24 protein-coding genes are annotated in these 19,258 nt (G+C 35.1%); 16 read left to right on the top strand and 8 right to left on the bottom strand.

Annotation, left to right across the window (positions count from 1 at the left end):
- Positions 1-22 precede the first annotated feature (22 nt).
- Both ACF3OC_RS09120 and ACF3OC_RS09115 read right to left on the bottom strand, forming a co-directional pair.
- Positions 23-958, bottom strand: a complete 936-nt coding sequence (locus ACF3OC_RS09120; RefSeq protein WP_094282472.1) for a DUF1801 domain-containing protein — start codon at positions 956-958, stop codon at positions 23-25.
- An 11-nt stretch (positions 959-969) separates the two neighbouring features.
- Positions 970-1,422 carry an SRPBCC domain-containing protein gene (locus ACF3OC_RS09115; protein WP_094282471.1) on the bottom strand — a complete coding sequence of 151 codons (453 nt, stop codon included), beginning with the start codon at positions 1,420-1,422 and terminating at the stop codon, positions 970-972.
- Positions 1,423-1,604: 182 nt separating this feature from the next.
- Between ACF3OC_RS09115 and ACF3OC_RS09110 the strand changes: the two genes are divergently transcribed.
- From ACF3OC_RS09110 to ACF3OC_RS09050, 13 genes are all read left to right on the top strand, one after another.
- Complete coding sequence (locus ACF3OC_RS09110; RefSeq protein ID WP_094282470.1) at positions 1,605-2,456, top strand: alpha/beta fold hydrolase; 852 nt, start codon at positions 1,605-1,607, stop codon at positions 2,454-2,456.
- 71 nt (positions 2,457-2,527) lie between these two features.
- Positions 2,528-2,947 carry an SRPBCC family protein gene (locus ACF3OC_RS09105; protein ID WP_094282469.1) on the top strand — a complete coding sequence of 140 codons (420 nt, stop codon included), beginning with the start codon at positions 2,528-2,530 and terminating at the stop codon, positions 2,945-2,947.
- Between the two features lie 9 nt (positions 2,948-2,956).
- Positions 2,957-3,352: a VOC family protein gene (locus tag ACF3OC_RS09100; RefSeq protein WP_094282468.1), complete on the top strand. Its 396-nt coding sequence runs from the start codon at positions 2,957-2,959 to the stop codon at positions 3,350-3,352.
- Position 3,353: 1 nt separating this feature from the next.
- A complete protein-coding gene (locus tag ACF3OC_RS09095) occupies positions 3,354-3,806 on the top strand; it encodes a hypothetical protein (RefSeq protein ID WP_094282467.1) in 453 nt (150 codons plus the stop codon).
- 2 nt (positions 3,807-3,808) lie between these two features.
- Positions 3,809-4,240: a DUF1801 domain-containing protein gene (locus tag ACF3OC_RS09090; RefSeq protein WP_094282466.1), complete on the top strand. Its 432-nt coding sequence runs from the start codon at positions 3,809-3,811 to the stop codon at positions 4,238-4,240.
- 77 nt (positions 4,241-4,317) lie between these two features.
- Entirely contained in the window at positions 4,318-4,734 is a 417-nt protein-coding gene (locus tag ACF3OC_RS09085) for a DUF6157 family protein (RefSeq protein ID WP_094258001.1), read from the top strand.
- 116 nt (positions 4,735-4,850) lie between these two features.
- Positions 4,851-5,336, top strand: coding sequence for an SRPBCC domain-containing protein (locus ACF3OC_RS09080; protein WP_094282465.1), 486 nt, complete (start codon positions 4,851-4,853; stop codon positions 5,334-5,336).
- A gap of 49 nt (positions 5,337-5,385) precedes the next feature.
- A complete protein-coding gene (locus tag ACF3OC_RS09075; RefSeq protein ID WP_094282464.1) occupies positions 5,386-5,832 on the top strand; it encodes a VOC family protein in 447 nt (148 codons plus the stop codon).
- An 81-nt stretch (positions 5,833-5,913) separates the two neighbouring features.
- A complete protein-coding gene (locus tag ACF3OC_RS09070) occupies positions 5,914-6,273 on the top strand; it encodes a VOC family protein (protein WP_094282463.1) in 360 nt (119 codons plus the stop codon).
- A gap of 164 nt (positions 6,274-6,437) precedes the next feature.
- A complete protein-coding gene (locus ACF3OC_RS09065; protein WP_179221546.1) occupies positions 6,438-7,262 on the top strand; it encodes a VOC family protein in 825 nt (274 codons plus the stop codon).
- Positions 7,255-7,803, top strand: a complete 549-nt coding sequence (locus ACF3OC_RS09060) for a DUF1697 domain-containing protein (protein ID WP_392471478.1) — start codon at positions 7,255-7,257, stop codon at positions 7,801-7,803. Before ACF3OC_RS09065 ends, ACF3OC_RS09060 begins: the two co-directional genes overlap by 8 nt.
- 27 nt (positions 7,804-7,830) lie before the next feature.
- Positions 7,831-8,352, top strand: coding sequence for an SRPBCC family protein (locus ACF3OC_RS09055; RefSeq protein ID WP_094282460.1), 522 nt, complete (start codon positions 7,831-7,833; stop codon positions 8,350-8,352).
- Between the two features lie 203 nt (positions 8,353-8,555).
- A complete protein-coding gene (locus ACF3OC_RS09050; protein WP_094282459.1) occupies positions 8,556-9,095 on the top strand; it encodes a hypothetical protein in 540 nt (179 codons plus the stop codon).
- Here ACF3OC_RS09050 and ACF3OC_RS09045 read toward each other — a convergent pair.
- The 5 genes from ACF3OC_RS09045 to ACF3OC_RS09025 form a co-directional block, all read right to left on the bottom strand.
- Positions 9,092-10,219, bottom strand: coding sequence for a serine hydrolase (locus tag ACF3OC_RS09045; protein ID WP_094282458.1), 1,128 nt, complete (start codon positions 10,217-10,219; stop codon positions 9,092-9,094). The two genes, ACF3OC_RS09050 and ACF3OC_RS09045, sit on opposite strands and share 4 nt — an antisense overlap.
- 126 nt (positions 10,220-10,345) lie before the next feature.
- On the bottom strand, positions 10,346-10,726 hold the full coding sequence (locus ACF3OC_RS09040) for a YkvA family protein (RefSeq protein WP_094282457.1): 381 nt from the start codon (positions 10,724-10,726) through the stop codon (positions 10,346-10,348).
- A 566-nt stretch (positions 10,727-11,292) separates the two neighbouring features.
- Positions 11,293-12,498: an FAD-binding oxidoreductase gene (locus ACF3OC_RS09035; RefSeq protein WP_094282704.1), complete on the bottom strand. Its 1,206-nt coding sequence runs from the start codon at positions 12,496-12,498 to the stop codon at positions 11,293-11,295.
- A 129-nt stretch (positions 12,499-12,627) separates the two neighbouring features.
- Positions 12,628-13,902: a C4-dicarboxylate transporter DctA gene (gene dctA / locus ACF3OC_RS09030; protein ID WP_094282703.1), complete on the bottom strand. Its 1,275-nt coding sequence runs from the start codon at positions 13,900-13,902 to the stop codon at positions 12,628-12,630.
- A 140-nt stretch (positions 13,903-14,042) separates the two neighbouring features.
- Positions 14,043-14,474, bottom strand: a complete 432-nt coding sequence (locus ACF3OC_RS09025; RefSeq protein ID WP_094258013.1) for an SRPBCC domain-containing protein — start codon at positions 14,472-14,474, stop codon at positions 14,043-14,045.
- A gap of 288 nt (positions 14,475-14,762) precedes the next feature.
- On the opposite strand from ACF3OC_RS09025, the gene mqnC reads away from it, so the two are divergent.
- The 3 genes from mqnC (at position 14,763) to ACF3OC_RS09010 (ending at position 16,740) form a co-directional block, all read left to right on the top strand.
- Positions 14,763-15,887, top strand: a complete 1,125-nt coding sequence (gene mqnC, locus ACF3OC_RS09020; RefSeq protein WP_094258014.1) for a cyclic dehypoxanthinyl futalosine synthase — start codon at positions 14,763-14,765, stop codon at positions 15,885-15,887.
- A gap of 9 nt (positions 15,888-15,896) precedes the next feature.
- Positions 15,897-16,457, top strand: coding sequence for an SMC-Scp complex subunit ScpB (scpB, locus tag ACF3OC_RS09015; RefSeq protein ID WP_094282702.1), 561 nt, complete (start codon positions 15,897-15,899; stop codon positions 16,455-16,457).
- Between the two features lie 112 nt (positions 16,458-16,569).
- Positions 16,570-16,740, top strand: coding sequence for a hypothetical protein (locus ACF3OC_RS09010; RefSeq protein WP_169715212.1), 171 nt, complete (start codon positions 16,570-16,572; stop codon positions 16,738-16,740).
- A 151-nt stretch (positions 16,741-16,891) separates the two neighbouring features.
- On the opposite strand, the gene ACF3OC_RS09005 is transcribed toward ACF3OC_RS09010, so the two are convergent.
- Positions 16,892-19,189 carry a GH92 family glycosyl hydrolase gene (locus ACF3OC_RS09005; RefSeq protein ID WP_094282701.1) on the bottom strand — a complete coding sequence of 766 codons (2,298 nt, stop codon included), beginning with the start codon at positions 19,187-19,189 and terminating at the stop codon, positions 16,892-16,894.
- Between the last annotated feature and the right edge of the window lie 69 nt (positions 19,190-19,258).

Raw genomic sequence — 19,258 nt, 5'->3', positions numbered from 1 at the left:
AAAGCCTATCATTACGATAGACTTATTTCTTGTATTTATCATGTAAGCCCTTGCCTTCCAGGATCATCGGCCTTATCTTTTCCAACCGACTTTCTTTGGTCTTATCTTGCTTGGCTTCATCAATATATTCTATGTATTCTTTCTTTTTCCCGGGAGTCAGTTTTTCAAATGCTACACTAAAAATTTTATCCTTGTCCAAAGCGTCTTTAAACAATCCTTCTACTTTTTTAGGTAAGGATCTATCTGGCTTTATCTCCTTCCCAGCCTTTATCGTCTGAACAGATTCCTCAATATAGGCAAGGATTTTCTCCTCATCCATATCCTTGATATCTGTAAATCGCCATTGCCGCAATGATTTTGTTTTTCCTTCTGATGCAGTTACCAAAACCTTGAGCTTATCTTCCAAAAACACTCCATTATAAAACCATAAGGAAAAGAAGTCTTTAAATCCACCCCATCCAATAACGTTTTTCCCTTCATAAGTATATACATCTGCACCCCACTTTATCTCCCTTTTCAACGGCGTTTTATTCCTTAGGATAATCTGATTCATAAATTCTTGGCATTCATCCCATCTTTCATGTTTCGTTTCCCAACTCGGGTACTGACGCTCCTTCAATCGTTCTGCATTAAAATGTACGATATCTGTAATGAGTTTTTCAGGTAACGCCCTATTCAAAGGGATTTGAATAGCCCCTTTTGAAGTTTTATAAGGCTTTAGTTCTTCAGCAAAATTTTCAATCGCATCAACTCCCGGATATAACCCAAGATGATTCGTGAACATGGCAAAATGAATTAAATTTCCATTATACCTGTAAGTAGGCATTTTATAGTTTATCGTTTCCTTGGATTCTTTTGGTGCTGCCTTTTTTATAATAGCCCGAACATCTTTCAATAACTTCTGTTTTCCCCCTTCAAAACCCGAAATATATTCATCAATCGTCGTAAATGTTGACATAGGTAAAAAAATTATGGTTTCATAAAATCAAATGCACCCTTCCGCAAGTTAATGCCGTATTCCAAACTCGCCTTTAGACAAGCTAAAAAGTTTGACCAACCTTCGGTTTGACCAATGGCCTGTTTAATTCCTTCTTCATTCGCAGGCATATAACTTTCCTTTATCCGAACCACCGTAAAGTTATTATGAAAGGCTTCCAAGAAAATTTCAACCATCATCCCTTCCTCGCCGCCACTCCAATCAAATGATATATAATCATAAGGTCGAATAAATTTCCCAGTTACTGGAAAGATATCATCAAACTCCGGAAACTTCCATTCAACAGTAACCCCCTCTTCTAACCTTCCTGTTGATTTTTCAATAAAATAATTACTCATTTTATCCGGGTTAACAATCGCTTCAAAAACCTCTTCAATAGGTTTTAATATCTGAATCGAGGCTCTGGCACTTAGATTTTCATTCATGATTATGTTTTATTTAGTAGTGTAAACTCAAGTAATTATTATCTAATTTAATATATAATTTCCCTTATGGAGTACATTATTTAGAAAAGTATTTTAAGCAATTGAATTAAAACAGAAAAGATTATTACATTGTTTTATTAATGGAATCTATTCTCCTAATTACTGCAATAATAAATTAAATTATGACTGACAAAATCGTCCAAAATCAAGACATCAGTTTATTTACTCAATCCTTTGGTAACAAAAGAAACCCTCCTGTTTTATTGATTGCTGGCGCCACGGTATCCATGTTATTTTGGGATACTGAATTTTGCCAAAAACTTGCTGATAAAGGTTTATTTGTGATCCGTTTTGATTTTCGAGATACAGGAAAGTCCACTTCGGTTCCTGAAGGAACAGCAAATTATAACATGCTGGATTTTGCAGATGACCTGATTTCAATCTTAAATTCTTATGAAATCTCTGCAGCGCATTTGGTGGGAATATCTTTAGGCGGAATGATAGCCCAAATTCTAGCGATTAGAAATAGTGACCGAGTAAAATCATTGACTTTACTAAGTACCATGCCCTGGGGTGAGTCAGAGTTCCCAATCCCAGAAATGGATAAACGAATTTTGGACTTTCATGCCAAAGGATCGGATATCAATTGGGATAATGAAGATAAAGTAGTACATTATATGCTACAAGGCTCCCAATTGATGAGTGGAAAAAAACCTTTGAATGTACTAAGGGAGGAAAACTATTTGAGAGAATCCTATCGTCGTGCCAATAATTTCAGAAGCCAGTTTAACCATGCTTCCATTTCAGGTGGGATGGAATATTACAATCAATTAGATAAAATTAAAGTGCCTGTTTTAGTAATTCACGGAACGGAAGATGTCATTTGTCATTTTCAAAATGCTATAGCTATCATGCAAAAACTTAGAGGTCAAAATCTGGTTGTATTAGAAGGTACGGGCCATGAGCTACATGAAGAAGATTGGGATTTGATCATCAATTCAATCGTGGGTATGGTAAAAATGCTGGAACAATAATTTATTTCTTGTCATAGGACAAGTTGATATAAAGCACTAACGATTAATTTCGAATATAAAACAACACGATTATGGAAAAGAAAAGAATTCACATTGAAACCTTAATTAATGCTCCATTAAAAACAGTATGGGAAGCCTACAACAACCCTGATGATATTGTAAAATGGAACCATGCATCTGAAGACTGGCATTGTCCATCATCCGAAAATGACCTTAAGGTAGGTGGAAAATTTAAAAATAAAATGGCAGCCAAGGATGGAAGTTTTGAGTTCGATTTTGAAGGTACTTATACCGAAGTTACGCCAATGAATAGCATTTCCTATGTCTTAGGTGACAATAGAGAAACAGATATTAGATTCAAGGATGATAATGGTAAATCACAGGTAATCATTGATTTTGATATGGAAGGCTCCAACCCTGAAGATATGCAAAGAGATGGCTGGCAAGCTATCTTAGATAATTTTAAAAAACACGTAGAAACCAAGAATTAAACAATAATTATGTCAGAACAAAAATATAAACCTGGTCAGATCGTGTGGGCTGACTTGACAACCAATCAGGCAGAATCCCTCAAGGAATTCTACAAAGATGTCCTTGGTTGGCAGGAATTCCCTGTCGCTATGAAGGATAATGAAGAGTCTTACAATGACTATGCAATGTTGTATGATGAGAAGAATCCTGCAGGTGGAATATGTAATCAAAGAGGTGTCAACGCGAATATTCCGCCTCAATGGATCATGTATGTTTGTGTAGAAGATGTTGATGCTACATTACAAAATGCTTTGGACCGTGGAGCAAAATTAGTGCATGAAAGCAAGAAGGCTGACGGCAGCCTTAATTATGTAATCATCCAGGACCCTGCTGGTGCAGTCTTTGGATTCGGAAAATTTCAATAAGATGAAAACAGTATATTTCTCTCAGCAAATCAATGCTGACCCTCAAAAAATCCATTCCATAATGCTTGATGAAGCAACCTACAGAGAGTGGACAAAACCCTTTAGTCCTACTTCAAATGTAAAAGGCAATTGGACCGAAAATTCTACCATCAAATTTACTTCCTTAGACCAAAATGGAGATGAAGCAGGGATGATTTCTAGAGTCGAAAAAAATATCCCTGGTGAATTAGTCATCATTAGACACTTAGGGATGTTTGACAAAAACGGAGAATATTATGAAGGCGAAATGATAGACAATTGGAAGAATGCTCTGGAAATCTATCGTTTTAATAAGACTGATGATGGTACGAATGTATTATGTTCTGTCGAGATTTCCGATGAAGACGACCTTCATATGTTTGACAAAACATGGCCTGAAGCATTGAATATAGTAAAGCAACTTTCTGAAAAATAATAATGGCAAAAGTAAAAACACAGTTTACAGATGAAGATGTATTTGACTTCATCGAACAATTGGATAATGAACAAAAAAAGCAAGATTCAATCGAGTTAATAAAACTTATGGAAGAAGCTACAGGCGAAAAGGCCAAAATGTTCGGACCAACAATTATTGGGTTTGGACAATATCATTATAAATATCCAACTGGACACGAAGGTGATGCTCCACTATTAGGCTTTTCTCCAAGAAAAGCAGCTATTTCATTATACGTATTTACTGGTTGCGAACAGCATAAACACTTATTGGAAAATTTCGGTAAATACAAAATGGGCAAAGCTTGTATTTATGTCAAAAAACTTTCAGATGTAAATATTGATGTCATGAAGAATATGATGAAAGAATCCATCGACTTTATTTCTGAGAAATACACAAGGATTCACCCAAATTAAAATGGTTTTAATATACAGTTGACAAACTGTTGTCACTTGGTTGGTCTAATTTTATTCTGCTAATAATAGATAATCATATGAAAACTCATAGCACTAATTATTTTAACACATTGATTACCGTTGCGGAAGATTGTAAAGCCTTGAAAGGTGAAATTCCCCCATTAAAAATCGATAAACTGACAGTTGCAAATATGCAATTTGATAGATTAATCAATAACCCACATCAAATAAATTCCGATGATCTGATTTTTGACATCTATGCCAATAGAAATGATTTATTGGAAGGTGAATTAGAGCATGAAAAGACAAAGTTTTATTCAAAAGGACAAGCTTGTCTACGTACTTCTCCTCTTGCCAAAACCTATGGATGGGGTATTTATTATGACGCAGAAGGTAAAATTAGATTAATTGATAGTTCTTCAGATGAATACCAAGAATTGTTGCAAGATAATTCCATCAAAAAACTTCCAGCAATGAGATCATCCAAAAAATAATTGACTAATCCTAAAATGATTTTCAATTTTCATTACTTGTCCTATGGCAAGTGGATTCCATCGTTAGCAGCGTAACTTAGTTTTAGTAAATAAAAGAGCACCAAATTTTTATCGTCATGGAAAAGAAATTTCAATATCAGATCAAGGAGAAAGAAGTTATTATCACTCGTCAATTTGAAGCGTCTCAAAATCAAGTTTGGAATGCATTTACGGACTCTAAAATTTTAGATCAATGGTGGGCACCAAAGCCTTGGAAATGTAATACCAAGGAACAAGATTTTTCTGTTGGAGGTCGTTGGTTATATAATATGTCCGGTCCCAATGGTGAAATTCATTGGTCTTATTTAGATTACACCGCAATAAACCCTCAAAATTCTTACACCGGCTTAGATGGTTTTTGTGATGAAAATGGAAATCAAAATCCGGAGTTCCCAAGTTCGGAATGGAAAAATGAATTTTCATTCAACAATGGAATCTGTACAGTCACATCTTCCTGTAAGTATGATAAAGAAGAAACCTTACAAGCTTATTTAAAAATGGGTTTCTTGGAAGGTTATGAAATGGGATTGAACAATCTGGAAGAACTATTAAAAAAGCAATAAAATTAGATAAACACATTAATTAATATAAACTACTAAAATCAAAAAAATTATGACAAAGGTTCATGCTTATTTAAATTTTAACGGTGATTGTAAAGAGGCTTTTGATTTCTATCAAAAAGTCTTCAAAACTGAAAGTTCAGGCACATATTTATTTGATGATATGCCTGCGGACCCTAATTTCCCACCTTTGCCCGAAGATGCTAAAGGTAAAGTAATGCATACTTCTATTCGGATCAATCCAGATTTTATGCTTATGGGTTCTGACGTTGTCGAAGGTTTTGGCCATAAATTAACTAATGGCAACTCAACCTATATCATGCTTGATGTAGAATCTCCAGAGGAAGCAAAGGATCTTTTTGCAGCACTATCAGAAGGTGCAAAACAAATTGAAATGCCTTTAGAAGAAACCTTCTTTGCTGAATTATACTCCTCATTCCAGGATAAATTCGGTATCCAATGGATGATTCACTTCGAAGGAAACAAAAAAATGGGATAATTATCTATAGAAAAATCACATTAATAATCAGTAACGCATAATTAAGCGTTACTGATTTATAAAACTATTGAACGATAGTACATGGGAAGAATCAATCTCAAAGCTGGAAAATATATTGTTCTTAAAATTCCAATGCACCTATTTGAGGATACATTGCACTTCTATCGAGATATCCTTCTGATGGATGTTGAGGTAAAGGCTAGTTTTAATGCTAAAAAAAGTAAATCAGCAATAATCGCCTTTGGTAATAACACCTTAAGATTGGAAGCAGAAGACCTACAATTAGAATCTAATATCCTGCTGGAATTATCAACGGATCAAATCGCTTCTGCAGTTGAATATTTTAAAGCAAATGAGGTTCAAATTGAAAACTCCGAAGCTTCAAATCACTATTTAAAGGATCCCGCAGGAAATTTGATTTACCTGTCAACTAAAGATTGAAAGACAAAACAAATGCTGATGTAAATCTGTGTTAATGGATAATTCATCATCCTGAAAACTTTACGAAATAAAAAATTGAGTTTCAATAAATCATAACCGCCATGTCTATTATCGAAGAAATTATTCTACTTACTCAATTCAAGGACATATTAAACTATAAAACAATGGCAAATAAAATAATCCCATCTCTTTGGTTTGACAATCAGGCAAAAGAAGCATTTGACTATTATACCGATGTATTTCCAAATAGTTCAATCATAAAAGATAACGGAGTTGTCGTAGAAGTAAATATTATGGGACTTAACTTTATTGGAATCAATGGTGGACCGGTATTTAAACCTACTCCGGCGATTTCCTTTATGCCAGTCTTTGAAAATAAAGATGAAATTGATACCATCTGGAATAAATTGCTCGATGGCGGTCAGATTCTTATGCCCTTGCAACAATATCCCTTCTCAGAATATTATGGATGGATTTGTGATAAATATGGGTACAACTGGCAACTCTATTTTGGAAATTTAAGTGGTGTGAATAATCAAACAGTGGTTCCTACTTTAATGTTCTGTGCAGAACAACAAGGTAAATGTAAGGAAGCATTGAAATTCTATGCAGATTTATTCCCTGATTTTGAATTACAAGGCGTTCTAGAATATTCCGAAGGCCCAACAAAAGGCCAAGTTCAGCACGCTCAATTTATTGCAAATGATGTTACAATGGCTGCAACTGATTCTGGTGTTCCGCAACCATTCACTTTCAATGAAGCAACATCCTTAACAATCGTATGTAAGGATCAAGAAGAAATTGATTATTATTGGAATAAAATTATTGCAAACGGTGAGGAAAGTATGTGTGGTTGGTGTAAAGACCAATTTGGTGTCAGCTGGCAAGTTGTACCGAAAGATATCAACAAACTGCTTCAAAACCCGAATGCTGCTCAAGCTTTGATGAAAATGAAGAAAATTGAAATCAATCAATTAAGAAATGCCTAATAAAAATGAATCCATCTATATCATTTTTCTACGGGCAGTAAATGTTTCAGGAAAAAATCTAATAAAAATGGCTGATTTAAAGGCCAAGTTGTTAAAATCTGGCTTTAAGGACGTTCAGACCTATATTCAAAGTGGAAATATAGTCCTAAAGTCAGATTTAAATAAAGTTCAGCTTACTGAGCGTATAAATAAACTCATCATGGATGAATTTGGATTAGACCTATCCATTTTCATACTTTCTGAAGCAGAATTGAATGAAGCTTTACAAAATTGTCCTTTTCCCAGTGAATTTCCTGGCAATCGGGTTTTCATTACCTTCTTAAATAAAAAACCACAAAATTCAGACACTGATAATTTTAAGCAGATAGACCTTGGAGAAGAGAAATACGATCTTCACGAACAAATATTATACTTCTATTTACCAGATGGAATGGCAAATAGTAAATTGAATAATAATTTTATTGAGAAAAAATTAAAAGTAATAGCAACCGGTAGAAATACGAATACTGTAAACAAAATGCTAACTTTGATTTCAAAATAATTAAGAAAAAAACCAATTTATCAAACTATGAAATTCATTAAATATTTCCTTTTGACTGTACTAGGTATAGTTGCATTGATTCTGTTAGTGGCTGCATTTGTATCAAAGGATTTCCACGCGGGTAGCGAAATCACAATCAATAAACCCAAAGCTCAAGTCTTTGATTACGTTAAATTAATTAAGAATCAGGGAAATTACGATAACTGGTCTCGACAAGACCCAAATATTCAACGTAATTATGAAGGTACTGATGGAACTCCTGGATTTATTTACACTTGGAAAAGTAAAAAAGTAGGCGACGGAAAACAAGTAATTACCAAAGTGGATTCATCTAATGGCCGTATCGACATGGATTTATTCTTTAATGGGACTGGCGATGCAAACAAGTCATTTATGCAAGTCAATGAAATTGACCCACAAACCTCAAAAGTTATTTGGGAAATTGATGGTAAAATGCCTTATCCATTCAATGTCATGGGGCTTTTCTTCGATATGAACAAAGATTTTGATGCCGGATTAAGGAACTTAAAAGAAATATTAGAAAAATAATTCAACAATTAATATCCAGCATCTAGCCTATTTTTACTTCGAGAATACGACCATTTGAGTATGAAAAACTAGGAATTAACAATTCCTGTGAATACTTTTCCGAAAGAGCTGCAGGAGATGCAAAAATCAGATTTCTATTTAAATGGAAATCTGATTTTTTTTCAAGAATATTCTCTACATTTATTTGACTAATTATTGATGATATGAAAAATTATCTAATACTTTTTCTTTGTATTGGCTTCTTCTCCTGCCAGAACAATAATCAACAGAAAAAGCAAGATCCACTTGATACGCTTGCCAATATTGATTTCGACAAAAGTCCCATTGGTAAAGAGGTTGGATGTAAATGGCTGAAAGATAGCATAGAAAGTTATTTCAACAACAATGCTAGCTTAGCAGGAATGCAAGTATTGACCACTCCTGATTATTACAATTTCAAACTCGACGCTATGAATACCGGACTCGATATAGATAGCAGCATTACCGAATTTGAATTAAGACAAAAATGGAAATCGAAGTTTGATATTGACTCCATTAGCCTCGGACATGGATTCTTAATATCTGCGCAAGATTGGGGAAAAATTCAAGTCTCAGGTTGTGAACTTCTCAATGAAAATGCACAAGAACTGGACCTGAAAGTTATTATCTCAGATTGCCAATTCCAAACGGATTACCATAGAGATATTAAATTAGTAATGGAGAATAATCAAATTAAAATCGCGAATGTAAAAGAATACGATTAAAACTTATTCGCATAAACATCACTCAACCATTTAAAAATTGGTTTATTATCTAATCCTTGAATCCGAATATCTAAGGATTTTAAGACCTCGTCTATAAATGGTTCTATGATTTGATCATCCCGATTACTAAACAGGCTTAAATGAAGATTTTTGGCAGGAATACTCAATACAAAATTGTTAAAGCCTGTGCTTTCTCCTGAATGAAAATATACGAAATCTCCATCTTGATCCTTACCAACAAATTTGCCCATACTATAAAAAAATGATGGATTGATGGTACTATAATTATCTACAAAAAATCGGTTAAACAAGGAATCATCCTTTAATCTTTGAAAAAAAGCCACCTCCCATTGCTTATACTCCTCAGCTGAAGTATATACTCCCCCATCTCCTTTTGTAGTACTTGTTATGCTTTGATCCGCAAATACAAACTGGTCTTCATTCAAATGGTAGCCAAATGCCCTATCTTTTATATTATCTGCCGGTGAATAAACAATAGAATGTTCCATTTTCAATGGCTGGAAAAACTTCTCCCGAACATATTCACTAAATCCTTGCCCTGAAACTTTCTCAACAATTAACGCCAAAAGACAATATGCGGTATTACTATATCGAAACTGTGATCCTGGAGCAAAATAAACTCGATCTAGAGGTTCAACCAATTTAAGCACATCAGAATCACTCAGCTGAGTCTCTTGATTTTCTGGAATTACCTCCTCGTAATCAACAATTCCAGAGGTATGATTCAATAATTGGAAAACTGAAGCTTTTCTAACTTCTGCACGTAATCCAGGAAAGAACTCTGATATATACGCTGAAACATTTAATTTCTTGTCTTGTACCAATTGATATATCGCTGCAGCCGTAAATTGTTTGCTAACAGAGGCCATTCGAAAATTACTGTGATTATCAATTTCCATTCCTGATTTTAGATCTCTTTTCCCTGCCCCCACCGCATAAACTGTCTCAGCATTATTATTAAATATTTGAAGCATAATCCCTGGATTATTCTGCGATGAATAATATTTATCTACTATACGATCCATATTTGCCTTCATATCCTCTTGTGAATAACCACTTTGTAGACTGAACACTAAAACAATAAAGACGATGATATTCTTCATAATTCCGGTTTTAATTATTGTCCAATATAAATATTAATATTTTGGAACTTAATATTTCCCAAATAAAAAAATAGGTATTAATATACATTAACACCTATTCCTAACTTATACTTTAATTGACCTAATTTACATTTGAATTCCAGTTGTTCTAAACTTACGATAGCGATCGATTTCATCAGCCAACTTAGAAATTGCAAAGCCTACAATGGAGGCATCATCCAACCAACCTAATACGGGTATGATATCTGGAATGGCATCTATAGGAGAAACAACATATAAAATTGTTCCTACGATGATGGACATATTCCATTTGTTCATCTTATATTTTCCTGAAAATGTGTCCTTAATCATGGAAATCAATAATTTGAACTCATTTGTTCTACCTTCCAAATGCTCTGCTTTCACCTCAGCAATCTCAATATCTTCGTTTGTTAATTTTCTATTTTTAAAAGTATTAAACAGTAACAATGCCCTGTTAAAATAGTTTTTCTTCATTCTGTTTTCCATCAGTTTTTTATATGACCTAACAAATGTAAAACGGTTTAATCCATAAAAGATTATTTTCCACAAAATTTTACAAAACCCATATTCTTTAAATAATGTGGTTTATTCCTAGATCCCAACAAAAAAGATAAGGTTAATAAACATTTTCCAATCAGCGCACAATAAGCTGAAAATAAAATCGTTATAATAAGACTAAAGAGGTTATTTTAAAATCCTTAAGACATTAGTTTTATGAAGAAAAAGTTAAGATAACTTTTTAACGAAAAGGTTGACAATCGAAAAATGTCAACCTTTTCTATTTTTTACACTTTGAAATAAAATATTTTTTATAAAAAAAATCCCCCTCCAATCGGCAAAAACAGCATTATTAAAAAAATATTAAAAAAAAGTTAAGACCCACACAATATTCCAAATATGAGGGCGTTATTAATTATACAAAAAAGGTTATTTTATTTTCAGTTATGACGTGAGTTATAATAAAGAAATAAAGAAGATAACTTTTTAAAGAAAGAGGTCGACTGTAAAAAGTTGACCTCTTTTATTTTTTCTTATCTATTTCAGCAATTTTGCTAACGACCAAAAGCAAAATATTCACTTAATTTATGTTTTTGCCCCTTTAACCAATCAGAGACCATTTCCATTCCTGTAACTGAAAAGGTTATCCCATTTCCACCAAATCCAAGAACAAAGTAAGACCGTTTAAAATCTGCATGCTCCCCAATATAGGGTAATCCATCTTTTGTTTCCCCAAATGTCCCTGCCCATGAAAAATCCGTAATAAAGGATTTATCTTCAAAAACCTTATTAAAATCTCTTTCCAATTTTTTGGACTTCGATCCCAACAATTCATCTCGTTTTTCTGGGTTTCTAAACTCCTCATCTTCCCCACCAATCAAAAATCGACAATCATCGGTTGTTCGCATATAAAGGTAAGGTTCCGCAGTATTCCAGATTAAATAATCATTATACTTTGCATATAATTTCGGATTGACTTCAGAGACTATAGCATAAGTACTCAAGAGGTCTACAAACTTTTCCTTGATCAGATTCACACTTTCATAACCCACACAATAGATTATCCGCTTTGCTTTTATGGTTTGTTTAGTATCTAAATGTACAAGATTAAACCCTTTCTTCTCCTCAACCTTCAGCATCTCGGTCTTATCGAAAATTTTCAGCCCCTTTTTTTGATTATATAGTAAAAGCTCATGTGATAAACGAAAGGCATCCACACTACCTCCATGATCTGAAAGAATTCCACCATAGGAATCCTTGATTTCAAAATCCTTCTCAATCTCTTTTTCTTCCAACCATTCTACTTTGAATCCTGCCTCTTTTCTTGCTGAAAACTCTTTCTGTAACCATGGAATATCTTTTTTCCTACAAGCATAGTACAAGGATTTTTTCTTTTTAAAGCCGGCATCTGAATGGATTTCCTTCGCAATTTTACTTAAGGTACTGATCGATTCGTTACAAGCATGATAACTAGCAACAGCTGGCTCTGCCCCAATCATTTCTTTTAATTTGTATAATGGCGTATCAATTTCATATTGCAACATCGACGTAGTTGCTGAGGAACTCCCATTTACAACCTCTCTCTTATCGATAATTATCGTATTGTAGCCATCTTTGATACATTGATGAGCTATCAGACAACCAGTTATTCCTGCCCCGATAACCAATACCTCGCATTCCAAATCTTCACGAAGAGAAGGAAAGGAAGAAATTATTCCATTTTTGACCAACCAAAATGGTTCATTAGATTTTAAATCCATAAAATAAAAACCGTGTATTAATATTAATCAATGTGTTATTCATCAACGAATAATCAAATCCAATTGTTTTTATTTTTTATCGTAATAAAGCAAAAAAAAATCGTCCTTAGGACGATTTAACATTTTGAATCAATTGAGTTCCACATGAGCCGACCCCAATTTTTCATGCATCAGGTCTTCATCTAGGCCTTTTTCATATTTAGCGACAACAATGGTTGCTGCAGCATTTCCAATAATATTGGTCAATGCTCGAGCTTCACTCATAAAGCGATCGATACCTAAGATCAATCCCACAGCTTCTACAGGGATATGCCCCACCACAGGTAATGTTGCAGCCAAAGTCACAAATCCACTCCCTGTTACCCCAGCTGCACCTTTGGAAGTCAGCAACAGGACTAATAATAAGGTAATTTCTTGCTCCAGGCTAAGATGCATATTCAAGGCTTGCGAAATAAATACTGCAGCCATCGTCAAATAAATACAAGTACCATCCAGGTTGAAGGAATATCCAGTCGGTATTACCAACCCAACAATTGGTTTGGAACATCCTGCATCTTCTAGCTTCTGCATTAACCCCGGCAACGCAGATTCTGAGGAAGATGTTCCTAAGACAATCAACAACTCCTCCTTGATATATTTTAAAAGCTTGAAAATATTGACTTTAGCATAAAAATAGAGTACAGAACCGATTACGCCGACAATAAAGACAATACAAGTCCCATAAAAACTCAACATTAGCAATCCTAATGAGGATAAAGCTTCAATACCATATTTACCTATTGTAAATCCCATGGCCCCCATGGCACCAATTGGAGCTAAGTACATAATCATTTTGATGACTGCAAAGAGTCCCTTTAAAAAAGATTGCAAAACATTGATAACCGGTTCCGAAGCTTTTTCGCCAATTTTTGTTAGGCCAACACCAAACAACACTGCAAATAATAATACCTGTAACAAATTATCAGAAGCTACGGCGGCAATAACATTATTTGGTATAATACTTAGGATAAAATCCATCACACTATTGTGCTCCTTGGATTCTTGAATATAATGGGATACTGCTGAAGGATCTAGAGTTTGTGGATCTACATTCATCCCCGTTCCCGGTTGCATTAAATTAACAAATATCAATCCTATGATTAATGCGACGGTGGTCATGATCTCAAAATAGACCAATGAACTCAAACCAATCTTTCCTACTTTCTTGATATCCTGCATCCCTGCAATTCCTATTACAATGGAACTGAAGATCAAAGGAGCAATAATCATTTTAATCAGTTTGATAAAACCATCACCTAATGGTTTCAATTTTACTGCAAAGTCTGGATAAAAAACTCCACATAAAATTCCGATAATAATTCCTAAAATAACTTGGACGTAGAGGCTTGAAAGGATTTTCTTCATAATTAAGTTTTGCGTATTAGTATAATAAGGTTACAATACTAAATGTAAAAAAAATGAAGTTTTTTTACCATTATTAAAATCAATAAAAAATGGATTATCCTTTATATAAATGATAACCAATCATTTAAATCTTTTAAAATTTACAACTTTTCTATGAATTTTGTTAATGAATCCCCTAAGATTCGCTCCCAGCCAGTTTCAAACCGTTCTTGGGAGAATTGATCACCAGCATCCTTAAAGTGTTCAAGCCCCTCGTGGGTTAAATGTAGCGTGGTCGCTCCACGACGTGGGATAAATCGCCAAGTGATAATGGAATTCCCTTGTGGTAATTTGGGATGACGCCAGGTAAATCGAAATAATTCCCCAGGCTTTACCTCTAATACCTGACATTGATGGAAATTTTTGTTTTCCTGTTCCATTTTCGAAAATTCAAACTCGGCACCTACTTCGGTACTGAAATTTGGAATATCAAAAAACCAATCTTTTAGCTTTTTTTTATCAGTCATAGCTTGCCACAAGGCAGCAGGTGAAATGGGATATGTTCGTTCAATATGGATAATGTCTTGGCTCATCTATGACCTCCTTTGTAGTGTACCTAAATATAAGATTTTTTCAGCTTAGCTAAGTTAAATTTCCGTAAACTGAACGTAAAATAAATGTAAGCTTATTATTAAAACAACTAACTGATTTATAAGTTTTTAGATATTAAATTTTATTGTAAAATTTAATTTACTTTAAAGTAACACCAACCCGATTTTCCCAAGACACTGATTAAGTGTTTATTATGCATTTATTCCCCCATTTTCATTTCTATTATTCATCTTTCGATTTCATGAAATCCTCCGTATCTTTGTTAGTACATGAATGTAAATAATCTGTTAGAACGGGCCTTAAATTTTGACTTCTTAAGCAAAGAGGAAGGCATGTTCTTATATAACGAAGCAGCAACTGCTGACTTAGCCTATGTTGCCAATGAATTACGTAAAATTCAAGTCCCCCATGGGAAAGTAACCTGGCAAATTGATAGAAATGTCAATACAACTAACGTATGTATTGCGAACTGTAAATTCTGTAATTTCTTTAGACGCCCGGGTCATGAAGAAGCCTATATCACGGATATTGAAACCTATAAACAAAAAATTGAAGAAACTTTCCGGTATGGTGGAGATCAACTTCTTCTACAAGGTGGACACCATCCTGATCTGGGATTAAATTTCTACACGACCTTATTTAAACAATTAAAGGAATTATACCCAAGCCTTAAACTGCATTCCCTAGGCCCACCGGAAATTGCCCACGTAGCAAAACTGGAAGGTATGAGCCACCTGGAAGTCCTTCAGGCAATGAAAGAGGCCGGCTTGGATTCTTTGCCAGGGGCTGGTGCTGAAATCTTGAACGATCGGGTCCGTAGATTGATTTCTAAAGGTAAATGTGGCGGCCAAGAATGGTTAGATGTTATGCGTGCTGCTCATAAAATCAATCTTCCAACTTCGGCGACCATGATGTTTGGTCATATTGAAACGCTTGAGGAACGCTTTGAACACTTGGTATGGATTCGTGAAGTACAGAGTGAAAAACCTGCCGATGCGCACGGTTTCATTGCCTTCATTCCATGGCCTTTCCAAGATGATGGAACCTTATTAAAAAGATTGCGTGGAATTACTAATGATGTTACGGCTGACGAATATATCCGCATGATAGCCTTGAGCCGAATCATGCTTCCGAATATCAAGAATATTCAAGCTTCTTGGCTAACGGTGGGTAAACAAACCGCTCAGATCTGCTTACACTCTGGGGCCAACGATTTCGGATCAATTATGATTGAAGAAAATGTCGTATCCGCAGCTGGAGCTCCACACCGATTTACATCAAAATCCATTCAAGACGCTATCTTAGAAGCTGGTTTTGAACCGCAATTAAGGACGCAAACTTACAAGTTCAGAGAACTTCCTGAACAAATGGAAGAACAGGTTATTAATTATTAAGATTTCGATTTGAAAGATATTATTTTAAATATTGAAGCCATCATATTTGCGTCTTCCGAAGGAATTAGTCAAAAAGACCTGCGGGAAATCCTTCAAGATGCTTTGGCCATTGAAATAAGCAAAGTTGAATTAGCTGAATTTATAGGTAAATTAAAAGCTAAGTATGAATCTGCTGATTATGCCCTAGCCTTAGTATCCATAAATGATCAGTTACAATTTCTGACCAAACCTGAGTATCATGAAGCAATCAACCAACTACAGGTTCATAAGGAAAGAAAGAAACTTAGCCAATCAGCTTTAGAAACTCTTGCTATTATCGCCTACAGGCAACCCATTACCAAATTGGAGGTGGAACAGATCAGAGGTGTGAATTGTGATTATTCAATTCAAAGACTATTGGATAAGGGATTGATACAAATTGCTGGAAAAGCCAATAGCATCGGAAAACCTTTGCTATATGCCACGAGTGGTGAATTTATGAACCATTTCGGATTGTCCAGCACCAAGGATCTCCCTCAGCTTAAAGACATTGTCGCCGAAGAGAACAGTATCGGTGAAATTGTTGATTAAAATCAAACTAAGTAGGATTTTAAATTGTTCTAATTATTTTGAAAAAAAATTTATGAATTGAATTTTCTTCTATAATTTTACATAACAAAAGAAAAATATCATAATAAACAACATGGCTACAATGCAAGCAATTGAAACAGATGTAAAAGTTGATGAAAGAGTTCTCAACTTCAACGGTCCTGACGACGATGATGATTTTGATGATGATGATGATTTCGGATTAGATGATATCGATTCGATCGGAGGATATGATGATTTTGATGACGATGATGAAGATTTTTAATCTTCTCTTGCCATAATGCAATTAATTTACCTGAAATACATCTCGTAAAAGAACATGTGCGCGCCCTGAATTCAGGGTAAGATAAAGATCAAATAAAATAGGCTTGGATGTAATCCAAGCCTATTTTTATTTGATCCTAAATCTTAATTCTTTATTGGTCATCCTTACTGATCGAATAAGGTAAATCTCCTTTATTGATTCCTCTTTTCATATTAGGTTCAGAACCCATATCAAATTGAAGATTGGCTCCTTTTAACAATTCACTATGATTGATATAGTTCTTCGTATAATTCTTGCCATTCCATTTCATGCTTTGGATATAACGGTTCTGATCTGAATTGTTCTTGGATTCAATATTAACCTTCTTACCATTGCTTAAATGCAAGGTCACCTTGTCAAATACAGGAGATCCTAATACATACTCATCTGTAGCGGGTGTAACAGGGTAAAATCCGATTGCTGAAAACACATACCATGCTGAAGTCTGTCCGTTATCCTCATCCCCACAGTAACCATCCGGATTCGGTGAATACATCCTATTCATGGTTTCGCGAATCCAATATTGTGCCTTCCATGGTGCCGCAACATGGTTATATAAATAAATCATGTGCTGTATCGGTTGGTTACCATGCGCATATTGGCCCATATTGGCAATCTGCATCTCCCGAATTTCGTGGATTGGGAATCCGTAATAACTATCATCAAATACTGGAGGTAAAGTGAATACAGAATCCAACTTGATTTCCATAGCTTTATGACCACCTAATAATTTAGCAAGACCTTCTACATCTTGAAAAACTGACCAGCTATAGTGCCAACTGTTACCTTCTGTAAATGCATCACCCCATTTGAATGGATTGAATGGCTTGGACCATGATCCATCCTTATTCTTTCCACGCATCAAGCCTGTTGCCGGATCGAATAGTTTTTGATAATTATAGGCTCGCTTTTTATAAAAGTCTTTATCCGTTTGCGGTTTATTTAGTGATTTAGCCAATTGATAGATCGCAAAATCATCATAAGAATATTCTAAGGAACGAGCTGCGTTTTCATTAATTTTCACATCATAAGGTACATAGCCCAGTTCATTGTAATACTCTGCTCCTGCTCTACCTACAGCCGTCATTGGTCCTGCATGGTTAGCCCCTTTCAATACCGCCTCATATAAGGTTTCAATATCCTTCGAACGAACACCCTTAACCCAAGCATCGGCAACAACTGATGCTGAATTATTTCCAACCATAATATTTCTATAGCCAGGACTCGCCCACTCTGGCAACCAGCCTCCTTCGCGGTAGGCATTGGCCAAACCTTCTTGCATTTTTTCATTAATCTCCGGATACATCAAGTTCAGGAACGGAAATAATGCCCTGAATGTATCCCAAAAGCCAGTATCGGTAAACATATAGCCAGGAAGTACTTTTCCATTATATGGCGAGTAATGCACAACTTCTCCTTGAGCATTGATTTCATAAAACATCCTTGGGAACAATAAGGAACGATACAACGATGAGTAGAAGGTACGCATCTGATCAATATTCCCACCTTCTATCTCAATTTTACCTAATTCCGTATTCCAAATATTTTCACCCTTCTTTACTTGCTCATCAAAGGTTACCCCATCAAGCTCCTTCAGATTGATATCAGCTTGCTCTGCACTAATAAATGAAGAGGCAGCTTTCATCAATACCTGATCGCCAGCATTTGCATTCTGGAAGCCTACAATAGCACCAACATGATTGGCTTTCACCATATACCTGCCATCCGTCAGGACCGAATCCGCAAAAGTTGAAACATTTGCAAATGGCTTATCAAAGGTCATCACAAAGTAGTTCTTGAAATTCTCCGGAACTCCACCACTATTTTTTGTACTATAACCGATGATTTTATTTTCTCTAGGAATAACTTCCACGTAGGAACCCTTATCAAAAGCATCGATTAGCACGAAAGCTGAATCGGTCTTAGGAAAGGTAAATCTAAAGTAGGATGCTCGCTCAGTTGGAGTAAGTTCTACTTTGGTGTCATAATCAGCTAAATAAACTGAATAATAATGTGGCTTTGCAATTTCCGCCTTATGCGAAAAATAACTCGCGCGTTTATCTTGGTCAAAGGTCTTATTATTAACCATGGCCATAATCGAGAATTGTCCATAATCATTCATCCATGGGGATGGCTGATGGGTTTGTTTGATCCCGCGAAGTTTCTCCGCAGTATAAGTATACATCCATCCGTCTCCCATTTTCCCTGTTTGAGGACTCCAAAAGTTCATCCCCCAAGGTAAGGCAATCGCCGGATAGGTATTACCACTGGACAAAAAATAAGTAGACTGCGTACCTACCAAGGTGCTCACCAAATCAATAGGTTTCTCAACCTTACCAACTTTCTGGGCAAATCCCGATAATACCGTGCTACCTATTAAAAGAGCTGTCGTAAGAAATTTTATGTTCATTTTTTAATAAATAGGTTTTTATCAATTTTCTAAATATAGTAAAATAAATCACAAAATAGACAGCTAAAA

The sequence above is a fragment of the Sphingobacterium cellulitidis genome (assembly GCF_043187465.1).
Taxonomy (GTDB): Bacteria; Bacteroidota; Bacteroidia; order Sphingobacteriales; family Sphingobacteriaceae; genus Sphingobacterium; species Sphingobacterium cellulitidis.
This window is presented reverse-complemented; position numbering and strand designations above follow the sequence as displayed.

Bases quoted from the DNA above. Each gene is read 5' to 3' on its own strand.
- ACF3OC_RS09045 (WP_094282458.1), bottom strand. From the start codon at position 10,219: ATGAAGAATATCATCGTCTTTATTGTTTTAGTGTTCAGTCTACAAAGT.
- ACF3OC_RS09105 (WP_094282469.1), top strand. From the start codon at position 2,528: ATGGAAAAGAAAAGAATTCACATTGAAACCTTAATTAATGCTCCATTA.
- ACF3OC_RS09100 (WP_094282468.1), top strand. From the start codon at position 2,957: ATGTCAGAACAAAAATATAAACCTGGTCAGATCGTGTGGGCTGACTTG.
- ACF3OC_RS09115 (WP_094282471.1), bottom strand. From the start codon at position 1,422: ATGAATGAAAATCTAAGTGCCAGAGCCTCGATTCAGATATTAAAACCT.
- ACF3OC_RS09065 (WP_179221546.1), top strand. From the start codon at position 6,438: ATGGCAAATAAAATAATCCCATCTCTTTGGTTTGACAATCAGGCAAAA.
- mqnC (WP_094258014.1), top strand. From the start codon at position 14,763: ATGAATGTAAATAATCTGTTAGAACGGGCCTTAAATTTTGACTTCTTA.
- ACF3OC_RS09080 (WP_094282465.1), top strand. From the start codon at position 4,851: ATGGAAAAGAAATTTCAATATCAGATCAAGGAGAAAGAAGTTATTATC.
- ACF3OC_RS09120 (WP_094282472.1), bottom strand. From the start codon at position 958: ATGTCAACATTTACGACGATTGATGAATATATTTCGGGTTTTGAAGGG.
- ACF3OC_RS09075 (WP_094282464.1), top strand. From the start codon at position 5,386: ATGACAAAGGTTCATGCTTATTTAAATTTTAACGGTGATTGTAAAGAG.
- ACF3OC_RS09090 (WP_094282466.1), top strand. From the start codon at position 3,809: ATGGCAAAAGTAAAAACACAGTTTACAGATGAAGATGTATTTGACTTC.
- ACF3OC_RS09060 (WP_392471478.1), top strand. From the start codon at position 7,255: ATGCCTAATAAAAATGAATCCATCTATATCATTTTTCTACGGGCAGTA.
- ACF3OC_RS09095 (WP_094282467.1), top strand. From the start codon at position 3,354: ATGAAAACAGTATATTTCTCTCAGCAAATCAATGCTGACCCTCAAAAA.
- ACF3OC_RS09025 (WP_094258013.1), bottom strand. From the start codon at position 14,474: ATGAGCCAAGACATTATCCATATTGAACGAACATATCCCATTTCACCT.
- ACF3OC_RS09040 (WP_094282457.1), bottom strand. From the start codon at position 10,726: ATGGAAAACAGAATGAAGAAAAACTATTTTAACAGGGCATTGTTACTG.
- dctA (WP_094282703.1), bottom strand. From the start codon at position 13,902: ATGAAGAAAATCCTTTCAAGCCTCTACGTCCAAGTTATTTTAGGAATT.
- ACF3OC_RS09035 (WP_094282704.1), bottom strand. From the start codon at position 12,498: ATGGATTTAAAATCTAATGAACCATTTTGGTTGGTCAAAAATGGAATA.
- ACF3OC_RS09055 (WP_094282460.1), top strand. From the start codon at position 7,831: ATGAAATTCATTAAATATTTCCTTTTGACTGTACTAGGTATAGTTGCA.
- ACF3OC_RS09050 (WP_094282459.1), top strand. From the start codon at position 8,556: ATGAAAAATTATCTAATACTTTTTCTTTGTATTGGCTTCTTCTCCTGC.
- ACF3OC_RS09085 (WP_094258001.1), top strand. From the start codon at position 4,318: ATGAAAACTCATAGCACTAATTATTTTAACACATTGATTACCGTTGCG.
- ACF3OC_RS09010 (WP_169715212.1), top strand. From the start codon at position 16,570: ATGGCTACAATGCAAGCAATTGAAACAGATGTAAAAGTTGATGAAAGA.
- ACF3OC_RS09110 (WP_094282470.1), top strand. From the start codon at position 1,605: ATGACTGACAAAATCGTCCAAAATCAAGACATCAGTTTATTTACTCAA.
- ACF3OC_RS09070 (WP_094282463.1), top strand. From the start codon at position 5,914: ATGGGAAGAATCAATCTCAAAGCTGGAAAATATATTGTTCTTAAAATT.
- ACF3OC_RS09005 (WP_094282701.1), bottom strand. From the start codon at position 19,189: ATGAACATAAAATTTCTTACGACAGCTCTTTTAATAGGTAGCACGGTA.